Source organism: Hydrogenovibrio crunogenus (assembly GCF_004786015.1).
GTDB classification, from domain to species: Bacteria; Pseudomonadota; Gammaproteobacteria; order Thiomicrospirales; family Thiomicrospiraceae; genus Hydrogenovibrio; species Hydrogenovibrio crunogenus.
This window is the reverse complement of the sequence record NZ_CP032096.1, coordinates 589,812-606,218: the sequence shown is the minus strand read 5'-3', so window position 1 is coordinate 606,218 and position 16,407 is coordinate 589,812. Positions and strand designations below refer to the sequence as shown.

At 42.0% G+C, this 16,407-nt stretch carries 15 protein-coding genes, 1 tRNA gene and 2 other RNA genes; 7 read left to right on the top strand and 11 right to left on the bottom strand.

Going from position 1 to position 16,407, the window contains the following annotated elements; all coding sequences use genetic code 11:
* Nucleotides 1-530 precede the first annotated feature (530 nt).
* Complete coding sequence (glnA, locus tag GHNINEIG_RS02815) at nt 531-1,937, top strand: type I glutamate--ammonia ligase (RefSeq protein WP_135795242.1); 1,407 nt, start codon at nt 531-533, stop codon at nt 1,935-1,937.
* Nucleotides 1,938-2,086: 149 nt separating this feature from the next.
* Here glnA and GHNINEIG_RS02810 read toward each other — a convergent pair whose 3' ends face one another.
* Together GHNINEIG_RS02810 and GHNINEIG_RS02805 are read right to left on the bottom strand one after the other, a co-directional pair.
* Nucleotides 2,087-2,278 (bottom strand): zinc-finger domain-containing protein, encoded by a 192-nt coding sequence (locus GHNINEIG_RS02810; RefSeq protein ID WP_135795241.1) that lies wholly within the window; start codon nt 2,276-2,278, stop codon nt 2,087-2,089.
* Between the two features lie 45 nt (nt 2,279-2,323).
* The gene (locus GHNINEIG_RS02805; RefSeq protein ID WP_135795240.1) at nt 2,324-3,250 is read right to left on the bottom strand and encodes a branched-chain amino acid transaminase; all 927 of its coding nucleotides are present in this window, start codon (nt 3,248-3,250) and stop codon (nt 2,324-2,326) included.
* 256 nt (nt 3,251-3,506) lie between these two features.
* Here GHNINEIG_RS02805 and GHNINEIG_RS02800 point away from each other — a divergent pair, with 256 nt between their 5' ends.
* Complete coding sequence (locus GHNINEIG_RS02800; RefSeq protein ID WP_135795239.1) at nt 3,507-4,691, top strand: aspartate aminotransferase family protein; 1,185 nt, start codon at nt 3,507-3,509, stop codon at nt 4,689-4,691.
* A gap of 32 nt (nt 4,692-4,723) precedes the next feature.
* On the top strand, nt 4,724-5,632 hold the full coding sequence (gene argF, locus GHNINEIG_RS02795) for an ornithine carbamoyltransferase (RefSeq protein ID WP_135795238.1): 909 nt from the start codon (nt 4,724-4,726) through the stop codon (nt 5,630-5,632).
* Nucleotides 5,633-5,706: 74 nt separating this feature from the next.
* Here the strand turns inward: argF and recR are convergent, their stop codons facing one another.
* From recR to ffs (GHNINEIG_RS02770), 5 genes are all read right to left on the bottom strand, one after another.
* Nucleotides 5,707-6,300 carry a recombination mediator RecR gene (recR, locus tag GHNINEIG_RS02790; RefSeq protein WP_135795237.1) on the bottom strand — a complete coding sequence of 198 codons (594 nt, stop codon included), beginning with the start codon at nt 6,298-6,300 and terminating at the stop codon, nt 5,707-5,709.
* 21 nt (nt 6,301-6,321) lie between these two features.
* Complete coding sequence (locus GHNINEIG_RS02785) at nt 6,322-6,651, bottom strand: YbaB/EbfC family nucleoid-associated protein (protein WP_135795236.1); 330 nt, start codon at nt 6,649-6,651, stop codon at nt 6,322-6,324.
* Between the two features lie 10 nt (nt 6,652-6,661).
* On the bottom strand, nt 6,662-8,746 hold the full coding sequence (dnaX, locus tag GHNINEIG_RS02780) for a DNA polymerase III subunit gamma/tau (RefSeq protein WP_135795235.1): 2,085 nt from the start codon (nt 8,744-8,746) through the stop codon (nt 6,662-6,664).
* A 114-nt stretch (nt 8,747-8,860) separates the two neighbouring features.
* Nucleotides 8,861-8,957: signal recognition particle sRNA small type (ffs, locus tag GHNINEIG_RS02775), an RNA gene on the bottom strand.
* Between the two features lie 126 nt (nt 8,958-9,083).
* Nucleotides 9,084-9,180, bottom strand: an RNA gene (ffs, locus tag GHNINEIG_RS02770) — signal recognition particle sRNA small type.
* A gap of 285 nt (nt 9,181-9,465) precedes the next feature.
* Here ffs (GHNINEIG_RS02770) and GHNINEIG_RS02765 point away from each other — a divergent pair.
* Both GHNINEIG_RS02765 and GHNINEIG_RS02760 read left to right on the top strand, forming a co-directional pair.
* The gene (locus GHNINEIG_RS02765) at nt 9,466-10,065 is read left to right on the top strand and encodes a DUF2202 domain-containing protein (protein ID WP_135795234.1); all 600 of its coding nucleotides are present in this window, start codon (nt 9,466-9,468) and stop codon (nt 10,063-10,065) included.
* Nucleotides 10,066-10,324: 259 nt separating this feature from the next.
* A complete protein-coding gene (locus GHNINEIG_RS02760) occupies nt 10,325-11,929 on the top strand; it encodes a GGDEF domain-containing protein (protein ID WP_135795233.1) in 1,605 nt (534 codons plus the stop codon).
* A 155-nt stretch (nt 11,930-12,084) separates the two neighbouring features.
* On the opposite strand, the gene GHNINEIG_RS02755 is transcribed toward GHNINEIG_RS02760, so the two are convergent.
* Nucleotides 12,085-12,160: transfer RNA gene (locus GHNINEIG_RS02755), tRNA-Asn, on the bottom strand.
* Between the two features lie 320 nt (nt 12,161-12,480).
* Here GHNINEIG_RS02755 and GHNINEIG_RS02750 point away from each other — a divergent pair.
* A complete protein-coding gene (locus tag GHNINEIG_RS02750; protein ID WP_135795232.1) occupies nt 12,481-13,590 on the top strand; it encodes an alkene reductase in 1,110 nt (369 codons plus the stop codon).
* Nucleotides 13,591-13,631: 41 nt separating this feature from the next.
* Nucleotides 13,632-13,991, top strand: coding sequence for a DUF4870 family protein (locus tag GHNINEIG_RS02745; protein ID WP_135795231.1), 360 nt, complete (start codon nt 13,632-13,634; stop codon nt 13,989-13,991).
* Between the two features lie 12 nt (nt 13,992-14,003).
* Here GHNINEIG_RS02745 and GHNINEIG_RS02740 read toward each other — a convergent pair whose 3' ends face one another.
* From GHNINEIG_RS02740 to GHNINEIG_RS02730, 3 genes are read right to left on the bottom strand one after another with little or no spacing between them, the layout of a single operon-like run.
* Nucleotides 14,004-14,510 carry an efflux RND transporter periplasmic adaptor subunit gene (locus GHNINEIG_RS02740; protein ID WP_135795230.1) on the bottom strand — a complete coding sequence of 169 codons (507 nt, stop codon included), beginning with the start codon at nt 14,508-14,510 and terminating at the stop codon, nt 14,004-14,006.
* 22 nt (nt 14,511-14,532) lie between these two features.
* Nucleotides 14,533-15,906: a TolC family protein gene (locus tag GHNINEIG_RS02735; protein WP_135795229.1), complete on the bottom strand. Its 1,374-nt coding sequence runs from the start codon at nt 15,904-15,906 to the stop codon at nt 14,533-14,535.
* Nucleotides 15,907-15,915: 9 nt separating this feature from the next.
* Nucleotides 15,916-16,362 carry a thioredoxin family protein gene (locus tag GHNINEIG_RS02730; protein WP_223260921.1) on the bottom strand — a complete coding sequence of 149 codons (447 nt, stop codon included), beginning with the start codon at nt 16,360-16,362 and terminating at the stop codon, nt 15,916-15,918.
* Between the last annotated feature and the right edge of the window lie 45 nt (nt 16,363-16,407).

Here is a 16,407-nt window from a genome sequence, read left to right as displayed (position 1 = left end):
ATATTCCTAGCAAATCAAATAGAGGTTAGAAGATATTACAGGTTAAATATTACAAACAAGTTAAATCTTAAAAATTATTAAAAAACTTGCTTTTTATGCCCATAAAAATAAATGTATTGTACCGACCCATTTATATTTTTCCTTATTTGTTTTGCACCATAAACTTCAAAATTGCACCATAAACTTTCCTTTTAAAAACATACCTCTCTAAGATAGAGATAAGCAGCACTCTTGTTTTTATTGGTACATCAACAACTTAAAATAGTTTTAAAAAAAATTGGAATTTTGGCACGGTTCAAGCTATCATCAGCAGGATAAAAAAGTAAGGAAATTCGAGTCGAAAGCCGAATAAAAGCCTCGCTTTTAAAGTTGCCTCAACAAAATTCAAAATAATACAACATGCTGTCAAAATGTGATTTTGTGCACATGAGCGCATCAGCCTATTTTGACTGGAAATGTATTACGCAACAACTAAACAACTTGTTCCATGCAAACAACAGAATTCGTAAACTATCGAAAAGGACACACTTATGTCGCAAGAAATTTTTGATTTAATCAAAGACAATGACGTTAAATGGGTAGATCTTCGCTTTACCGACACTCACGGTAAAGAGCAACATGTGACCATTCCTGCTGACAGCGTAGATGAAGACTTCTTCGCTGACGGTGAAACTTTTGACGGTTCTTCAATCCAGGGCTGGAAAGGGATTCATAACTCAGATATGTTATTAATGCCGCAAACAGACGGTTTCTATCTAGACCCTTTCACGAATGATCCAACACTAATCATTCGCTGCATGATTGTTGAACCTTCAACTATGGAAGCTTACGAAAAAGATCCTCGCGGCATCGCAAAGAATGCTGAAGCGTATCTAGCATCAACAGGCATCGCCGATTCTGCTTTCTTCGGTCCTGAACCAGAATTCTTTATCTTTGATGACGTTCGTTGGGGCGCGGACATGTCTGGTTGCTTTGTAAAATTAGATGGTAACGAAGCGGCATGGAACTCTGAAAAAGTATTTGAAGGTGGAAACATTGGTCACCGCCCTAAAGTAAAAGGCGGATACTTCCCAGTACCACCGGTTGACCAACTACACGAAGTGCGTGCAGATATTTGCGCCATGGCTGAAGCAATGGGCTTAAAACTAGAAGCACATCACCACGAAGTAGCATCAGGTGGACAATGTGAGTTAGCCGTTGCTGGTAATACATTAACGGCTAAAGCGGACGAAGTACAAATTCTAAAATATGCCGTACACAACACTTGTCAAGCGTTAGGAAAAACAGCGACATTCATGCCTAAGCCAATCGTTGGCGATAACGGTTCAGGTATGCACATCAACCAATCTTTATCTAAAAATGGTAAAAACATTTTTGCAGGAGATGTCTACGCAGGTCTTTCTCAAGAAGCGCTATGGTATATCGGTGGTCTAATGAAGCATGCGCGTGCATTGAACGCCTTCACAAACCCAGGTACTAACTCATATAAGCGTCTGGTACCAGGCTTTGAAGCACCAATTTTATTGGCTTACTCAGGTTCAAACCGTTCTGCATCGATTCGTATCCCTTATGCACCTTCAGAACGCTCTCGTCGTGTTGAGTTACGCTTCCCTGATCCAACAGCGAACCCATACTTAGCATTCTCAGCGTCATTGATGGCTGGACTTGACGGTATCATGAATAAAATCGATCCAGGCGAGCCTGCTGAAAAAGATCTATATGATCTACCGCCAGAAGAAGAAGCAACATACGAAACAGTTTGTGCATCTTTAGAAGAAGCTTTGGCTGCACTTGATGCAGACAGAGAATTCTTGAAAGCTGGTGGCGTCTTCACTGATGAAGCAATTGATTCATATATCAGCCTTAAGATGGAAGAAGTGACTCGTATGCGTGCAACAACTCACCCAATTGAGTTTGACATGTACTACTCTTCTTAAACTTCCAAAGAAGTTGATAATAAAAAACCCGCCTCGAGCGGGTTTTTTATTACCTGACATTTATAAATATTTTGTTTCAGATACAAAAAAACCTCAATTAAGAGGCTTTAATTGACCATAACAAGCCAGGCCTGGCTACTTTTACCACCTTAATGATGACTGTGACTTGGATCCCAGTCTTTCAAAACATAATCCGTTCCACAATAAGGACACTTAGCCGCCCCAGTCTCTTCAATAGGCAGCATCACTTTCGGATGTGAATTCCATTGAGTGTCTTCTGGTCTAGGACACGACAAAGGCAAATCATCATAAGTCACTTCAATTAATTTTTGTTTACTCATTCGCTCTATCCTTCAAATTCAGAATATTTTTTTATCGACGACGGATTAAACCACTGTGGTTAACCAATCTAAATGTTGCTGTGAACGGCCATGCACAACATCAAAGTATTTTGCCTGAAGCAACTCGGTCACTGGACCACGACTTCCCTGACCAATTGGACGATTATCTAGTTCACGAATCGGCGTGACTTCAGCGGCCGTTCCGGTGAAAAAAGCTTCATCCGCAATATACACTTCATCGCGCGTGATGCGCTTTTCACGCACTTCATACCCTGCTTCTTTCGCCAACTGCATAATCGTTTTACGCGTAATTCCATCTAGCGCAGAAGTCAACTCAGGGGTAAAAATAATGCCATCCTTCACCATAAAGAAATTTTCTCCAGACCCTTCAGACACATATCCTTCCGTATCCAGCAACAACGCTTCATCGCATCCGTGACTGACCGCTTCTTGCAACGCCAGCATCGAATTCATATAAGCCCCATTTGACTTGGCTTTTGTCATTGTCACATTGACATGATGACGCGTAAAAGAGGAAGTCGCAATCTTAATCCCTTTTTGAAGGTTTTCTTCACCCATGTAGGCACCCCACTCCCAGGCAGCAACCATAACATGTGTTTTCAGATTGTCGGCTCTCAACCCCATTCCTTCCGAACCATAAAAAACCATCGGACGAATATAAGCTGACTTCAAATCATTATCTCGCACCGCAGCACGTTGCGCCTCATTCAATTCTTCTTTTGAATACGGCATCGGCATATTCATAATCTTTGCGGAGTTAAACAAGCGATCTGTATGGGCTTCTAAACGGAAAATAGAGGTTCCCTGCTCGGCTTCATAAGCTCTGACACCTTCAAAGACTCCCATCCCATAATGTAAGGTATGGGTTAAAACGTGCGTTTTAGCATCACGCCAATCAACCATCTCTCCATCAAGCCAGATAAATCCGTCACGATCACTCATTGTTTGCATTGCAAAAGTCCTTCTTAATTTCCACAGGGTTTAATCGCAATATTTTATCCTAAAACGGCTTCTTCAGCACAACATTTACACACCCAAAAAAGAAGAACGAGGTCAACAGCACTATATTTTTGCTTGAAATTACCCACCATATGTTTAAAATCATTCTTTTGAATGTCAAAATAAATTTAATTCGATTCAAAAAAGCAATCCCAAGCTCGTCTTGCGATTGCTTTTTTATTTTAATAAATGGTAAATAAAGATCAGCATGAACTCACAAGATCATTTAATGAACACTTATGCAAGACTTCCGGTTACATTTGAATCCGGTCAAGGCGCGATGCTATACGATACGGAAGGGCAAGGATACTTGGATGCTATAAGCGGCATTGCCGTCTGCAGCTTAGGTCATGCTCATCCGGAAATCTCCAGAACTATCTGTGAACAAAGCCAACAATTAATTCATACATCTAATTTGTATGGCATCGAAAAACAAACCCAGCTTGCCGATGAGTTGATTGAAATTTCAAATCTTGAAAAAGTATTTTTCTGTAACTCAGGTGCAGAAGCCAATGAAACAGCAATCAAGATGGCACGAAAATTTGCTCATCAACAACAGATTCAATCCCCCAAGATCATCGTGATGGAAAACAGCTTTCATGGTCGAACATTAGCCACACTCTCTGCAACGGGTAATCCTAAAGTGCAACAAGGGTTCGAGCCGCTTGTCGAAGGCTTTATTCGTGTTCCTTACAATGACGTGGAAGCCGTACAAAATTTATCTACCGACTCGGATATTGTGGCCATTCTCGTTGAACCTATTCAAGGAGAAGGAGGCGTTAACATTCCTGACCGCGGTTACTTAAAAGCGTTACGTGATATCTGTGATCAAAACAACTGGTTACTCATGTTAGATGAAATTCAAACAGGTATTGGACGGACGGGTAAATGGTTTGCCCACCAGCACGAAGAAATTTTGCCAGACGTTATGACCTTAGCAAAGGCGCTTGGTAACGGCGTACCAATTGGAGCTTGCTTGGCAGGAAACAAAGCTGCTGATTTATTGGTTCCGGGTAACCATGGCACTACATTTGGAGGCAATCCGCTTGCGTGCGCAACGGGGCTTGCGGTTATCAAAACGCTTACTTTCCACAATTTTATCGAGCATGTTGATGCAAAAGGCGCCTTACTTGTTGCGCGCTTACAAGAAGCACTGGAACAGAACAAAGCGGTTGTCAACGTACGTGGTTTAGGCTATATGATCGGTATTGAGCTTGATCGTCCTTGTGCGGAACTGGTTCAAAAGGCTTTGAAAAAACATCTCTTGATTAATGTCACTCAAGGCAACACGATTCGCTTATTACCGACATTCGTCATGTCGAATGACCAAACAGATCAGCTAATCAGTACCCTTGTTGAACTAATTGATGAACTTACTCAAACAAGTACCTAACTTGTTTAACTAACCTAAAAAGAAGAACGCCAATGAGCATTAAACACTTTTTAACCCTACAAGACTTTTCACCAGCTGAGCTAAAACAATTGATGCTGCGTGCCATTGAACTTAAAAAGATTCAAAAGTCAGGCGAGATCTTTGAACCGCTGAAAAACAAAACCCTTGCGATGATTTTTGAAAAATCTTCGACGCGAACACGCATTTCATTTGAAATTGGAATGAGCCAACTTGGCGGACACGCTCTATTCTTATCTCCTCGTGACACACAGCTAGGACGAGGGGAACCGATTGAAGACACTGCAAAAGTCATCTCCAGCATGGCTGACGGGATCATGATCCGTACTTTTGGACATGAAGTCGTTGAAAAAATGGCTGAGCATTCTCAAGTCCCTGTGATTAACGCTTTGACCGATGATTACCATCCTTGTCAATTGCTTGCCGACATGCAAACCTATTATGAACATCGCGGTTCAATTGAAGGTAAAACTGTCTTATGGGTTGGCGATGGCAACAATATGTGTCACTCATATATCAATGCGGCTAAACAATATGGCTTTAAATTGCGTATTTCTGCGCCTGAAGACTATGATCCAAACCCGAGCATTGTTGAGGCGAACCGGGCACATGTTGAAATAGTACGCAACCCAATGGATGCCGCAGAAAATGTTGACCTAATCGTAACCGATGTTTGGGCCAGCATGGGACAAGAAGAAGAACAGAAAAAGCGTGAAAAAGCATTCAAAGACTATCAAGTCAACACAGCCTTGATGAACCAGGCCAATCCAGATGCTTTATTTATGCATTGTTTACCGGCACACCGAGGTGAAGAAGTGTCTGCTGAAGTGATGGATGCGAAAGACAGTGTGGTTTGGGATGAAGCAGAAAACCGTCTTCATGCTCAAAAAGCATTGCTTGAATATTTAATGGCCAAGGCTTAAATTTTCTTAAGACCGTTTAATCTTATGCGCTCACTCGAGTTGGTTTAATCGAGCGCATAAGCTTAAACAGCTTCCTACACCGCTTTACGACCAGCAAATGCCTGACCTAAAGTCCCACTATCGATGTACTCTAACTCACCCCCTAAAGGAATCCCTTGAGCCAAGCGGGTTACAGAGATATTGAACTCTATCGCCATCTGCTGAATATAATGCGCGGTCGCCTCACCTTCCACTGTCGGATTCGTGGCTAAAATCAATTCTTGTATTTCACCTTGAGCCAATCTATCCCGTAAGATAGGCAGCCCAAGTTCATCGGGACCAACGCCATCAATCGGTGATAAATGTCCCATCAATACAAAATACTGACCTCTGTAGATACCTGACTGTTCAATCGCCACCACATCCGTTGGCATTTCAACGATGCACAGCTGATCCGCCTGTCTGGATTTTGATGCACAGACTCCGCATACTTCGGCTTCAGACAAGTTTCGGCACTGTTGACAGTACCCCACTTTTTCCAGTGCGGCTTCTATGGCAGATGCCAGACGATGACCATCTTGCTGGTGGTTTTGCAATAAGAAATAAGCCAAACGTTGAGCCGACTTTGGCCCAATGGTAGGCAACAACTTAAATGCATCGATTAATTCATTAATAACAGGGCTTTGCATGTAAAAAACTCGTTAACACCTTTAAAATGGCATCTTCATACCTGGCGGCAAATCGATTCCACCCGTTAGACCACCCATTTTTTCTTGTGTAGTTTCTTCAACACGACGTGCGGCACTGTTCACAGCAGCCGCAAACAAATCTTCCAACATTTCCTTGTCATCCATCAAGCTGTCATCAATCTCGACTTTAACAAGCTCATGCTTTCCCGTCATAACAACTTTTACCATGCCACCACCTGCTTCGCCTGGAATTTCCATCTTGGCGATTTCGTCCTGTGCTGCCTGCATATTTTTTTGCATTTCCTGGGCTTGCTTCATCAAGTTGCCCAAACCACCTTTTCCACCTAACATGGCTTCTCCTTTATGATTTAGTAATCGGTTGAATCGAAGATTCAATCACTTTCAAATTCAATGTTTGTATTAAATTCTGCACAATGGTGTCATTCTGAATGCTTTCTGCAGCATTCCCTTGCTTTGCCTTTGCTTCAGCAGCGAAATGCTTAGCCGGCGTCCAATGATCTTCCGGGTAGTTCACAAAAATCACCCGCACACCTAACTGTGCTTTCACTTGTTCTTCCAATCGCTGAAGGGCTAGTTCTGTTTTTGCATGCGCCTGCTCCGGATCAACGCTTAACGAGAGACTCTGAGTATCTCGCTTAATTAAAACCGACTGCCTTGCCAGCTCAGCGGCCATGCCCTCTAATTGTAGGTCAGCAATCAACGCAATCCAATCCGTTACTGACACCACACCAGCATCCATCTCACTTGATACGGCTGTCTCGGCGGTCTCAAAAGGCGTTTCCGATACAAAATTTTCTTGTGCATTCAAAGAAACGCTTTCGATTCCAGGCTGCTCAAATACAGGAGGGGTCGGTGATTCTTCTACCGTTTTTTGCATTGGACTACTGGAAGATACATGATGCGTAACCGCCTCCAGATTCGGCTCTATAGCTTCTTGCCGGTTTTCTGTAGCAACGGGTGTTGATTGATCCAATGGCTGGCGATTGACTACGACAGACTCAGGCACCTTCGCATCGTGACTCTCACGATGCTTGATTGGCGCTTCAGACTTTCCCAGCGTCGAATCTAACCTCGCTTTTAAATCCGCTAAATGATCCATTTCTTCAGAAGGTTGAGAAGCGACAGGCGAAGGAGCGGTCATTTGAGGCTCAGGCGTAGATACAGAAGGAGTTTCTATATGTTGAGGCGTTTCAATATCTGAACGAATTTGCTCTGTTGCGCCTTGCTGCACAGGCGGGACCACAGACTCATTTTGACCAGGCCTGGTTGTTGTTACACTCTCTGGACGATTCATCCCCTCTTCTGGCTTTTCATGCGCCATAGAAGACACCGTTTCAGTAAAAACCGGTTTAAAAGCCAGCATTCTCAAAAGAGACATCTCAAAGCCGATACGAATATCCGGAGCCAGTGCCATATCTTGTTTAGCCAGCAACGCAATTTGATATAACACCTGAATACGCTCTGGCGACAATTGTTGACTCAACTGTTGTAGCATTTCGACCTCAATTAAACTGCTTTCAGTCAAATCACCCAATACCTGCAACAGACTCATCTGATGCAAGGCTTCAATCAATTGTGCATTCAATGCTGTGTAATCCACCCCCATCAAGGCTAATTGTTGGATCACTTCTTTTAACTCATCTGCCGACTCATTAGCTAATGCAGATAGAATATTTAAGGTAAATTGTTGATCTACCAGCCCCAACATAGCTTGAACAGCATCGTATTGAACCTTTCCACCACCGTAAGCAATCGCTTGATCCAAAATACTTAAAGAATCCCTGGCAGACCCATCAGCGCTTTTGGCAATCATGGCCAATGCTGTTTCTTCAAAAGGGACTTGTTCTTGTTGCAAAATATAAGCTAAGTGCTGCTGAATCTGCGGCAGTGTTAATCGCATTAAGTTGAACTGCAAGCAACGAGAAAGAACGGTGATGGGTAATTTGTGAGGATCCGTTGTCGCCAACAAGAACTTGACATGTTCCGGTGGCTCTTCCAGCGTTTTCAACAAAGCATTGAAACTGCTCTTGGATAACATGTGAACTTCATCGATCAGGTAAACTTTGTAACGCCCTTGAACAGGAGCATACTGGACATTTTCCAATAACTCGCGTGTATCCTCGACTTTGGTTTTAGAGGCCGCGTCCACTTCAATCAAATCAACAAAACGCCCTTCATCGATAGACCGGCACGTGGAACAAACACCACAAGGTTTGGATGTAATGCCTTGCTCACAATTCAACGCTTTAGAAAAAATACGAGCAATCGTCGTCTTTCCAACCCCTCGTGTACCAGTGAACAAATAGGCATGATGCAATCTTTGCTGATCCAGCGCATTAGAAAGCGCCTGCATCACGTGAGTTTGTCCGACTAATTCAGAAAAGTTTTTCGGTCGCCACTTACGGGCTAAAACAGTATCAGTCACAAGTTAAGTTCTTAAGATTTGAAATAAGTCTATTTTAACGTGAAAAAGAAGGAATGCGAGTTTAATTAGATAAAGAATTTTGAACCGTTTTGCACGGGTAAATAGAAGAGGTGACCCTGCCCGCCTGATCTCGGCGCACGAATCAGAAGGTACCGTTGCTTCCTTCCGGACCTGGCGGGGTTCCCAACCTATCGTCGCGAGGGGACGAACAGAGCCACCCGTATCAATCATACACGAAGTAAGGCGTTATAAAACCCAGAACAACTAAATAATTGGAAAGAAAATACAAATAAATATTTAACGAAAAAGATAAATTTCAGAGGAGAAAATAGAGGTAACCTGCCCGCCTTACCTCGGCGCACGAATCAGAAGGTACCGTTGCTTCCTTCCGGACCTGGCGGGGTTCCCAACCTATCGTCGCGAGGGGACGAACAAGTTACCGCGTTGAATGATACACGAATTCTTCAAAATTTAAAGCCAATCCCTTGAAAAAATCCAAAAAAACACCCCCTTTTAGCGACCACTACAACTGACATCCAACTTTTTTCTGACTGTAATTAAAAGCGCACCCTATGAGCAACCCTATATAATCGTACTTTATCAGTACATCACAAAATTTTATACTTAGCGATAGAAAACTTTATATGTAAAATATTTACATTTATTTGAAAACCTTGATATGATGACACCCGAAAGAGCAAAAAACGAGGTAACAAGTTATGAAAAATGCACTTTTAAGTTTATTACTAACCAGTTTTTTAACCGCTTTAACAACTCAATCGCATGCCACAGATACATACATTGGGCAAATATCAAGTGATGAAGAAGCAGGCTTGCTTTACATGAGAGAAGAAGAAAAGCTGGCTCGAGATGTTTATCTAACCCTTTATGATCGCTGGGAAGTGAATATTTTCGAAAATATTGCCAAGTCTGAGCAAACGCATACAGAAACGATTAAATCGTTACTGGATAAATACGCACTGCCAGATCCAGTATTAGATGATTCAATTGGGATCTTTACGGATTACCACTTTACAGAGCTTTATGTCGCCCTAACAGACGCGGGATCAGAAAGCTATGAAGAAGCGCTTCGAGTGGGAATTCAGATTGAAGAACTAGACATTCGTGATATTGCTGAAAAAATCAGCAAAGTAGAAAATAACCCTGACATTGTCGAGGTTTACGAAAACCTAATGAAAGGCTCACGAAACCATTTGCGTTCATTCTGGCGTTTATTTGAAGAAAATAATTTGGTTTATGAACCACAATATATTTCAGAAGAAGAATTCTACGAAATCGTGAATTCTCCAATGGAATAAACCCCTAGGCTACTAACCTAGCCAAATTAACTCACTTGATGCAACAGGTGGGTTAATTAAATGATAGTTCCCCTTTTTAACCTGCTTCGGCAGGTTTTTTTATGCCTTCGTATGTATCAAGCAAACTAGCAACTCTTATTAGAGTTCAAAAAAAGACTCTTCCCTCTCTATAACACCCAATTCCAAGCCATGTATATTATTTTTTCAATCCCTAGTAATTATGCTAATATTTGAAGAAGTTATATAAAAAACTATAAATATGAAAACCAGTCTTATACATCCTCGTTTATTAATCCCCTTCTTACTTGTTCTCGCTTTTATAACAATAAGTCCGTCTATTTCTGCTTCAGAAACCGTAAAAGTCCAACTGCGCTGGTTACATCAATTTCAATTTGCTGGCTACTATATTGCCTTAGAAAAAGGCTATTACAAGGAAAAAGGGTTGAATGTCGAGTTGATTCCTGGTGGCCCTGATGCCTTAAAACCCATTGATGACGTCTTAAATGAAAAAGTGGATTTCGCCATCACCGGCTCAGGAGTCATCATTGATAGAATGGAAGGCAAGCCAGTCGTTGCGCTGGCTGCTATCATGCAAACATCACCCATCGTCTGGATTACTTTGAAATCATCACAAATCAGAACGCCACAAGATATGGCCGACCGTAAATTACTTATTATGCCTCCACCAGAAAGTGCCGAATTACTGACGATGTTGGCGTATGAAGGCATACCTAAAAACCGACTTAACATCCAAGATACCAGTTACCGAATTGAAGACCTTATTGACGGCAAGGCGGATGCTTATGATGGCTATATCTCCAATGAACCCTATTTTCTTAAACAACGAGGAATTGAATACAACATAATCAATCCAAAAGATTATGGTATCAACTTCTATAGTGACGTTCTAATTACAAGTGAAAAAATGGTTAAAAAGAACCCCACTTTAGTCAAAAACTTTAAGGAAGCCACATTACAGGGCTGGGAATATGCACTGAAGCATATAGAAGAAACCGTCCAACTAATCCATCAAAAATATGCACCGAATAAAACACTTAACCATCTTCGGTTTGAAGCGCAAACTTTAAAAAAATTGATTATGCCTGAACTGGTACAAATTGGACATATGAACCCAGGCCGTTGGAAATTTATTGCTAAAAGCTATCGTGATTTAAACATGACAACGGCTGACGGAAATCTAGATGGATTTCTCTTTAAAGACAATAAAAAAACAGATTACACTTTGGTTGCTGCAATTTCTGTTGCCAGTGCCATCTTACTCCTTATTGCATGCCTTATTATTTTTAAGTTTAGAAAACTTTCTCTCGATCTAAAGAAAAGCAACCAAATGCTCGAGGAGCTTGCCATCATTGACCAACTGACTCAAATAAAAAACCGACACGGCTTGTTTGAAGAAGCGTCTATTGTTCTGAGCCAAGCTAAGAGACACAACTCACCCTGTATTTTTTTAATGCTTGATATCGATAACTTCAAACACATTAACGACACCTATGGACACCCCGCTGGCGATGTCACTTTAATCAGTTTTGCCAAAACCATTTCAAAAAACAGACGTAAACATGATATCGTCGCGAGACTTGGTGGCGAAGAGTTCGGCATACTTCTAGTAGACACGAACTTAGAAGAAGCTAACAAAATTGCAAATACAATCCTCAAAAATATTCAAAACTTAACGATTCAAGTACCCAATACCGATGTTCAATTTTCAATTACTGCTAGCATAGGAATCGCTCCAGCAATAGGAACTCTAGAGGAATTTTGGCACCTTGCTGATAAAGCACTCTATCAAGCTAAGAACAACGGGCGTAATCAGATTGCTATCATGCAAGAAAATGACGAGTAAGAAGTCTAATTAAAGGCAATTATTATTGGAATAAAATATTAACTGAATCATATTAAAAATCTCTAGAACAGATTTAATACACTCCGCTATTCTAGAAACGAAAAAAGCCAGACTTCAAGCTCACCTAAGTGGTTGAAATATCTGGCTTTATAATGTGGCTCCCGATGCTGGACTCGAACCAGCGACATACGGATTAACAGTCCGGTGTTCTACCAACTGAACTAATCGGGAATTTTCGTTCAAGCGTTAACTTGATGAGGCGTATTATAGAGAATTTTTTCGCTCTGACAACCCTTTTTTCAAAAAAATTGTAACTTTCCTTCCTTTAGAGGCGGCTCTATTCATGAGGCAAGGTGACTTCATTTCTCGATTAGGCTTCAGTTCTTTTAATTGTCTTGAAATAATTTTAGAAAAAACAAAAATATAGCCTGTAATGAATAGCAACCCTACCATGCGATTCATTCATTATGCCGTCATTTTGTTTAGGTTGTATTGACTCACTTTGTTCCTCATAATGAGATTAACTTTTTAATAACACTCCGGAGTGCACCATGAAACATCTGCTATCCCCTCTCACAATAGGACACACAGAGTTACCTAATCGTATCTTCATGGCGCCTTTAACCAGAAGTCGCGCTCAACAGCCAGGTAACGTACCCGGTGACTTGAATGTAAAATATTACACACAGCGTGCAACTGCTGGGCTAATTGTCACCGAAGCCACGCCAGTTTCTCAACAAGGACAAGGCTATGCGTATACCCCTGGTATCTATACCGATGCCCAAGAAGCAGGCTGGAAAAAAGTTGTGGATAGTGTTCACGCTAAAGGGGGTCATATGTCATTGCAACTATGGCATGTTGGGCGGATTTCAAATACCGAACTTCAAGATGGTGGAAGAGCGCCAGTCGCTCCCTCTGCCATCCAGGCAGAAAACAGTCAATGTAGTGCCCCTGTAGAAGGCGGCTCTTTAAAAATGATGCCTTGTGCCATGCCTAGAGCATTAGATACGGATGAGTTACCGGGTATTGTTGAACAATATCGTCAAGCAACAATTCGTGGTGCAAAAGCCGGGTTTGATTTTTTTGAGGTTCATTCAGCTAATGGCTATTTACTGCATCAATTTTTGGCGACCAACACTAACCATCGAACCGATGAATATGGCGGCAGTATTCAAAACCGCGCCCGTTTGGTTTTGGAGGTATTGGATGCGGTAATCAAAGAGGTAGGGAAGGAGAAAGTCGGCGTGCGTTTATCCCCTAACTTCGTAGCACATGATATGAATGATGAAACGTCAGAAGAAATGACATTATATTTAGCCAAAGAGTTTACCAAACGCGGAATTGCGTATCTACATATTGCTGAACCCGACTGGGCGGGCGGCGCACCGTTAACAGATGCGTTTCGTTCTGCATTGCGAGATCAGTTTAAAGGGGCGTTAATTTTCTGCGGTAACTATGATGCAGAAAAAGCAGAACAGACACTCGCCAAGGGCTTGGCCGATGCCATCGCATTCGGGCGCGCATTTATTGCCAACCCTGACTTAGTGGCGCGCTTTAAACAGGGAGCAGAACTGAATACACCCAACCCTGATACTTTTTACGGCGGCAGCACAGAAGGTTATACTGATTATCCATTTATGGATGGATCACCATCAAACTAAATCTTTTGCGCAAGAAACTGATGACTTTATAAGGGGGTCTCATGTCACAAACCATAACACCTGACACAACGATGGCAAAAGTCACTTATATACTGTATTTGTGCAGTTTAGTGGCGGGTGTTACGGCAATTATAGGAGTTGTTATCGCCTATACCAAGCGCCCTGATAAAGATGCGCCGGCATGGTTAACAGCGCATTACCACTATCAAATTCAAACCTTTTGGTATGGGCTGGCTTACTTTGTAGCGGGTTTGCTGTTAATGCCTATTGTCATTGGCGGATTTATTATTTTATGGTGGATTGTTTGGTTGGTTGTGCGCTCAATAAAAGGATTAAGTGCACTAGAAAAGCAAAAAGCGATTGAAGGAAGTTTTTTTGGATTTGGAAACGAACAAATTTAAAAACCTCTTCCTTTAAGGTGCTTCAATCTGAATGACTGGGGTATTTTCTTTATAAACGGTCGCCCCTTTTGGCGCATCAATCGTTTTAATTTTGCCTGCCACCGGGGCTTTTATCACATAATATTTTGACCAGGCCTGGCTCATTTCAAGTTCTGCTTGGGCTTTTAAGTGCAATTGTTGCGCGACATCATAAGCAAGCTGAGCCGCATCCAACTCTCGCTTGGCCGAAACCGTTCTATCATATAAATCTAACGCTTGATCCAATTCAATTTTCGCATCTGCCAATTTTAAACGCGTCATTTCAACACTGGCTTGCAAGACTTTCATCTTTGCCTGATAACGAGTATCGTCAATTTTAACTAACAACTGTCCCGGTTTAACCTGTTGACCGGCTTGAACATAAACCTTTTCAACCTGACCGGCCACCAAAGCACCAATTTGAATGGTTTTAGCAAAAACGGGTGTCATCATTGCCATCAAGACAATCGTTCCGCTCAATGACCATATCGCTTTTTTCATCTGTTTCTACTCCTTCATCCAGTTAAGGGGTGGCTGATAACTGGATGGACGTTCCCGTCAAATAATCCAGTTGCGCCCAATACAGGGCTTGTTTAAATTGTTGTGAAATCACTTGGAAGTTCGCTTCTGATAGCCGCACCATTGAATCTCCTAAATCGGTAGTCGATTCATTTTCATAAAGTGCGCGACTATAATCCAAATACAAGTCGGCGTAGTCGCCAAATACTTTATTCTGCTTCTTTTCTGCATCGGAGAGCTTTAATTTGAAATATAAATCTGCCACTTGGTCGCGTAAGCGTTGCTCTAAAGCGGTGATTTGAGCTTCAATTTCTTGAACGCCAGCTCTTGCCCGACTCATTTTGGCTGACCGAACACCACCGTCATACAGTGGATAATCCATTGATAAATCAAAACGCCAACGCCCCTCTCTTTGGTATTCATATGTTGACAGCTTGCCACCCCAAGCATCGACCCTGAAAGTCGGTTTATCTGTAGCGGATTCGCCTTCCAAACGATACTGCGCAGCCTGTTGCTTCAATAATAAGCTTTTCAATTCATAGTTGCTGGCCAAGGCTTGTTCTTGGTACGCTTCCAACTCTTGTAATGTTCGCTTTTCAACGGATTCTAAACGTGGGAATAACAACTTATCGGGAAGTCGGTGCGGCTGCCCGATCAAATTGGCTAAAGCGGCGCGCGTTCGGCGCTGCTCATACTCCGCACGGGACCGTTTAACCAAAATCTTTTCATAATCCGCCTGTAACTTTAAATAATCCACATCTGAGATTCGGTTCAACTCATAACGATCTTTGGCTTTATCCAATGCAACATAAGCCACGGCCATCGCCTCATTTTCAATACGGTATTGAAAGTCGGCTAAAATCACATTAAAAAATGACTGCATCAATTGAATTTTAAATTGAAGGACTTGATCTTCATACAGCTCGGTTTGAGCTGCTGATACTTTCTCTTGAGCATCAATCAACGCCTGTGTTTGACCAAAATCATATAATTTCTTACCAACATGAAGCGCCAATAAATGATTGTCTTCAATGTGATCAGCATATTCTCTCCACCCGATACGACCTAAAGCATTTAACTCCACCGCATCCGTTGCATCCTGCAGGTCATATTCTGCTTGAGCTTGTGCTTGCCTTGCTTGGGAAGCAACAACTTGTGGACTGACCGATTCTGGTAGCGCTAAAACACTTTTTAGCGTAAGAGGTTCTGGCAAGTCATAAACTGGAGCTTGTTTTTCAGGCCTCGCCATCATGGGTTGGGTAATTTGCTTGTTGGCTTGCACCTCGCCAGTTGAATCGGAAGCAATGCTTGTCAGTGGCGACAGGGTAATGGTAATTAAGCTCAGGAGCGTGACTTTATAAACCGTAGGTTGAAACATCAATAACGCCTATTTATGAGCTCTTTTATAGCGAGTGAAGGAGGTTGTTTTATAGCTGCCATCCAAAACAAACTGCCCTAACAACATGAATTCCTTTTGCGTGCGAGTTGGACCGGTATAGCGCACAATCGGTTGACCATTCAAATCAAAAATCATCATCACGGGTGTGGCACGCACACGGTATTTCTTTTCTGAAATCGTTTGTGCTGTCGCCTCGGTACCATCGAAGTCAACCATTTGATTGGCTCCTTCAATGTCAATTTGATAGGTTAAAAAATGTTTTTTGTAGAATGCGATCACTTCGGGCTGGTTCAAAATGGTTTTTTTCATACGGTCACAGAAAGGGCATTCTTCCATATGAAAGAAAATAAAAATACCTTGTTTCCCTTCGTCCCTTGCCGTTTCTAATTCTTCTTGAAGATTACCAAAAGTTTCATCAAAAAAGTCTGCGGCCATTGTATTTACACTAAAAAACAGTGAACCCAATAAACCTAAAATCAA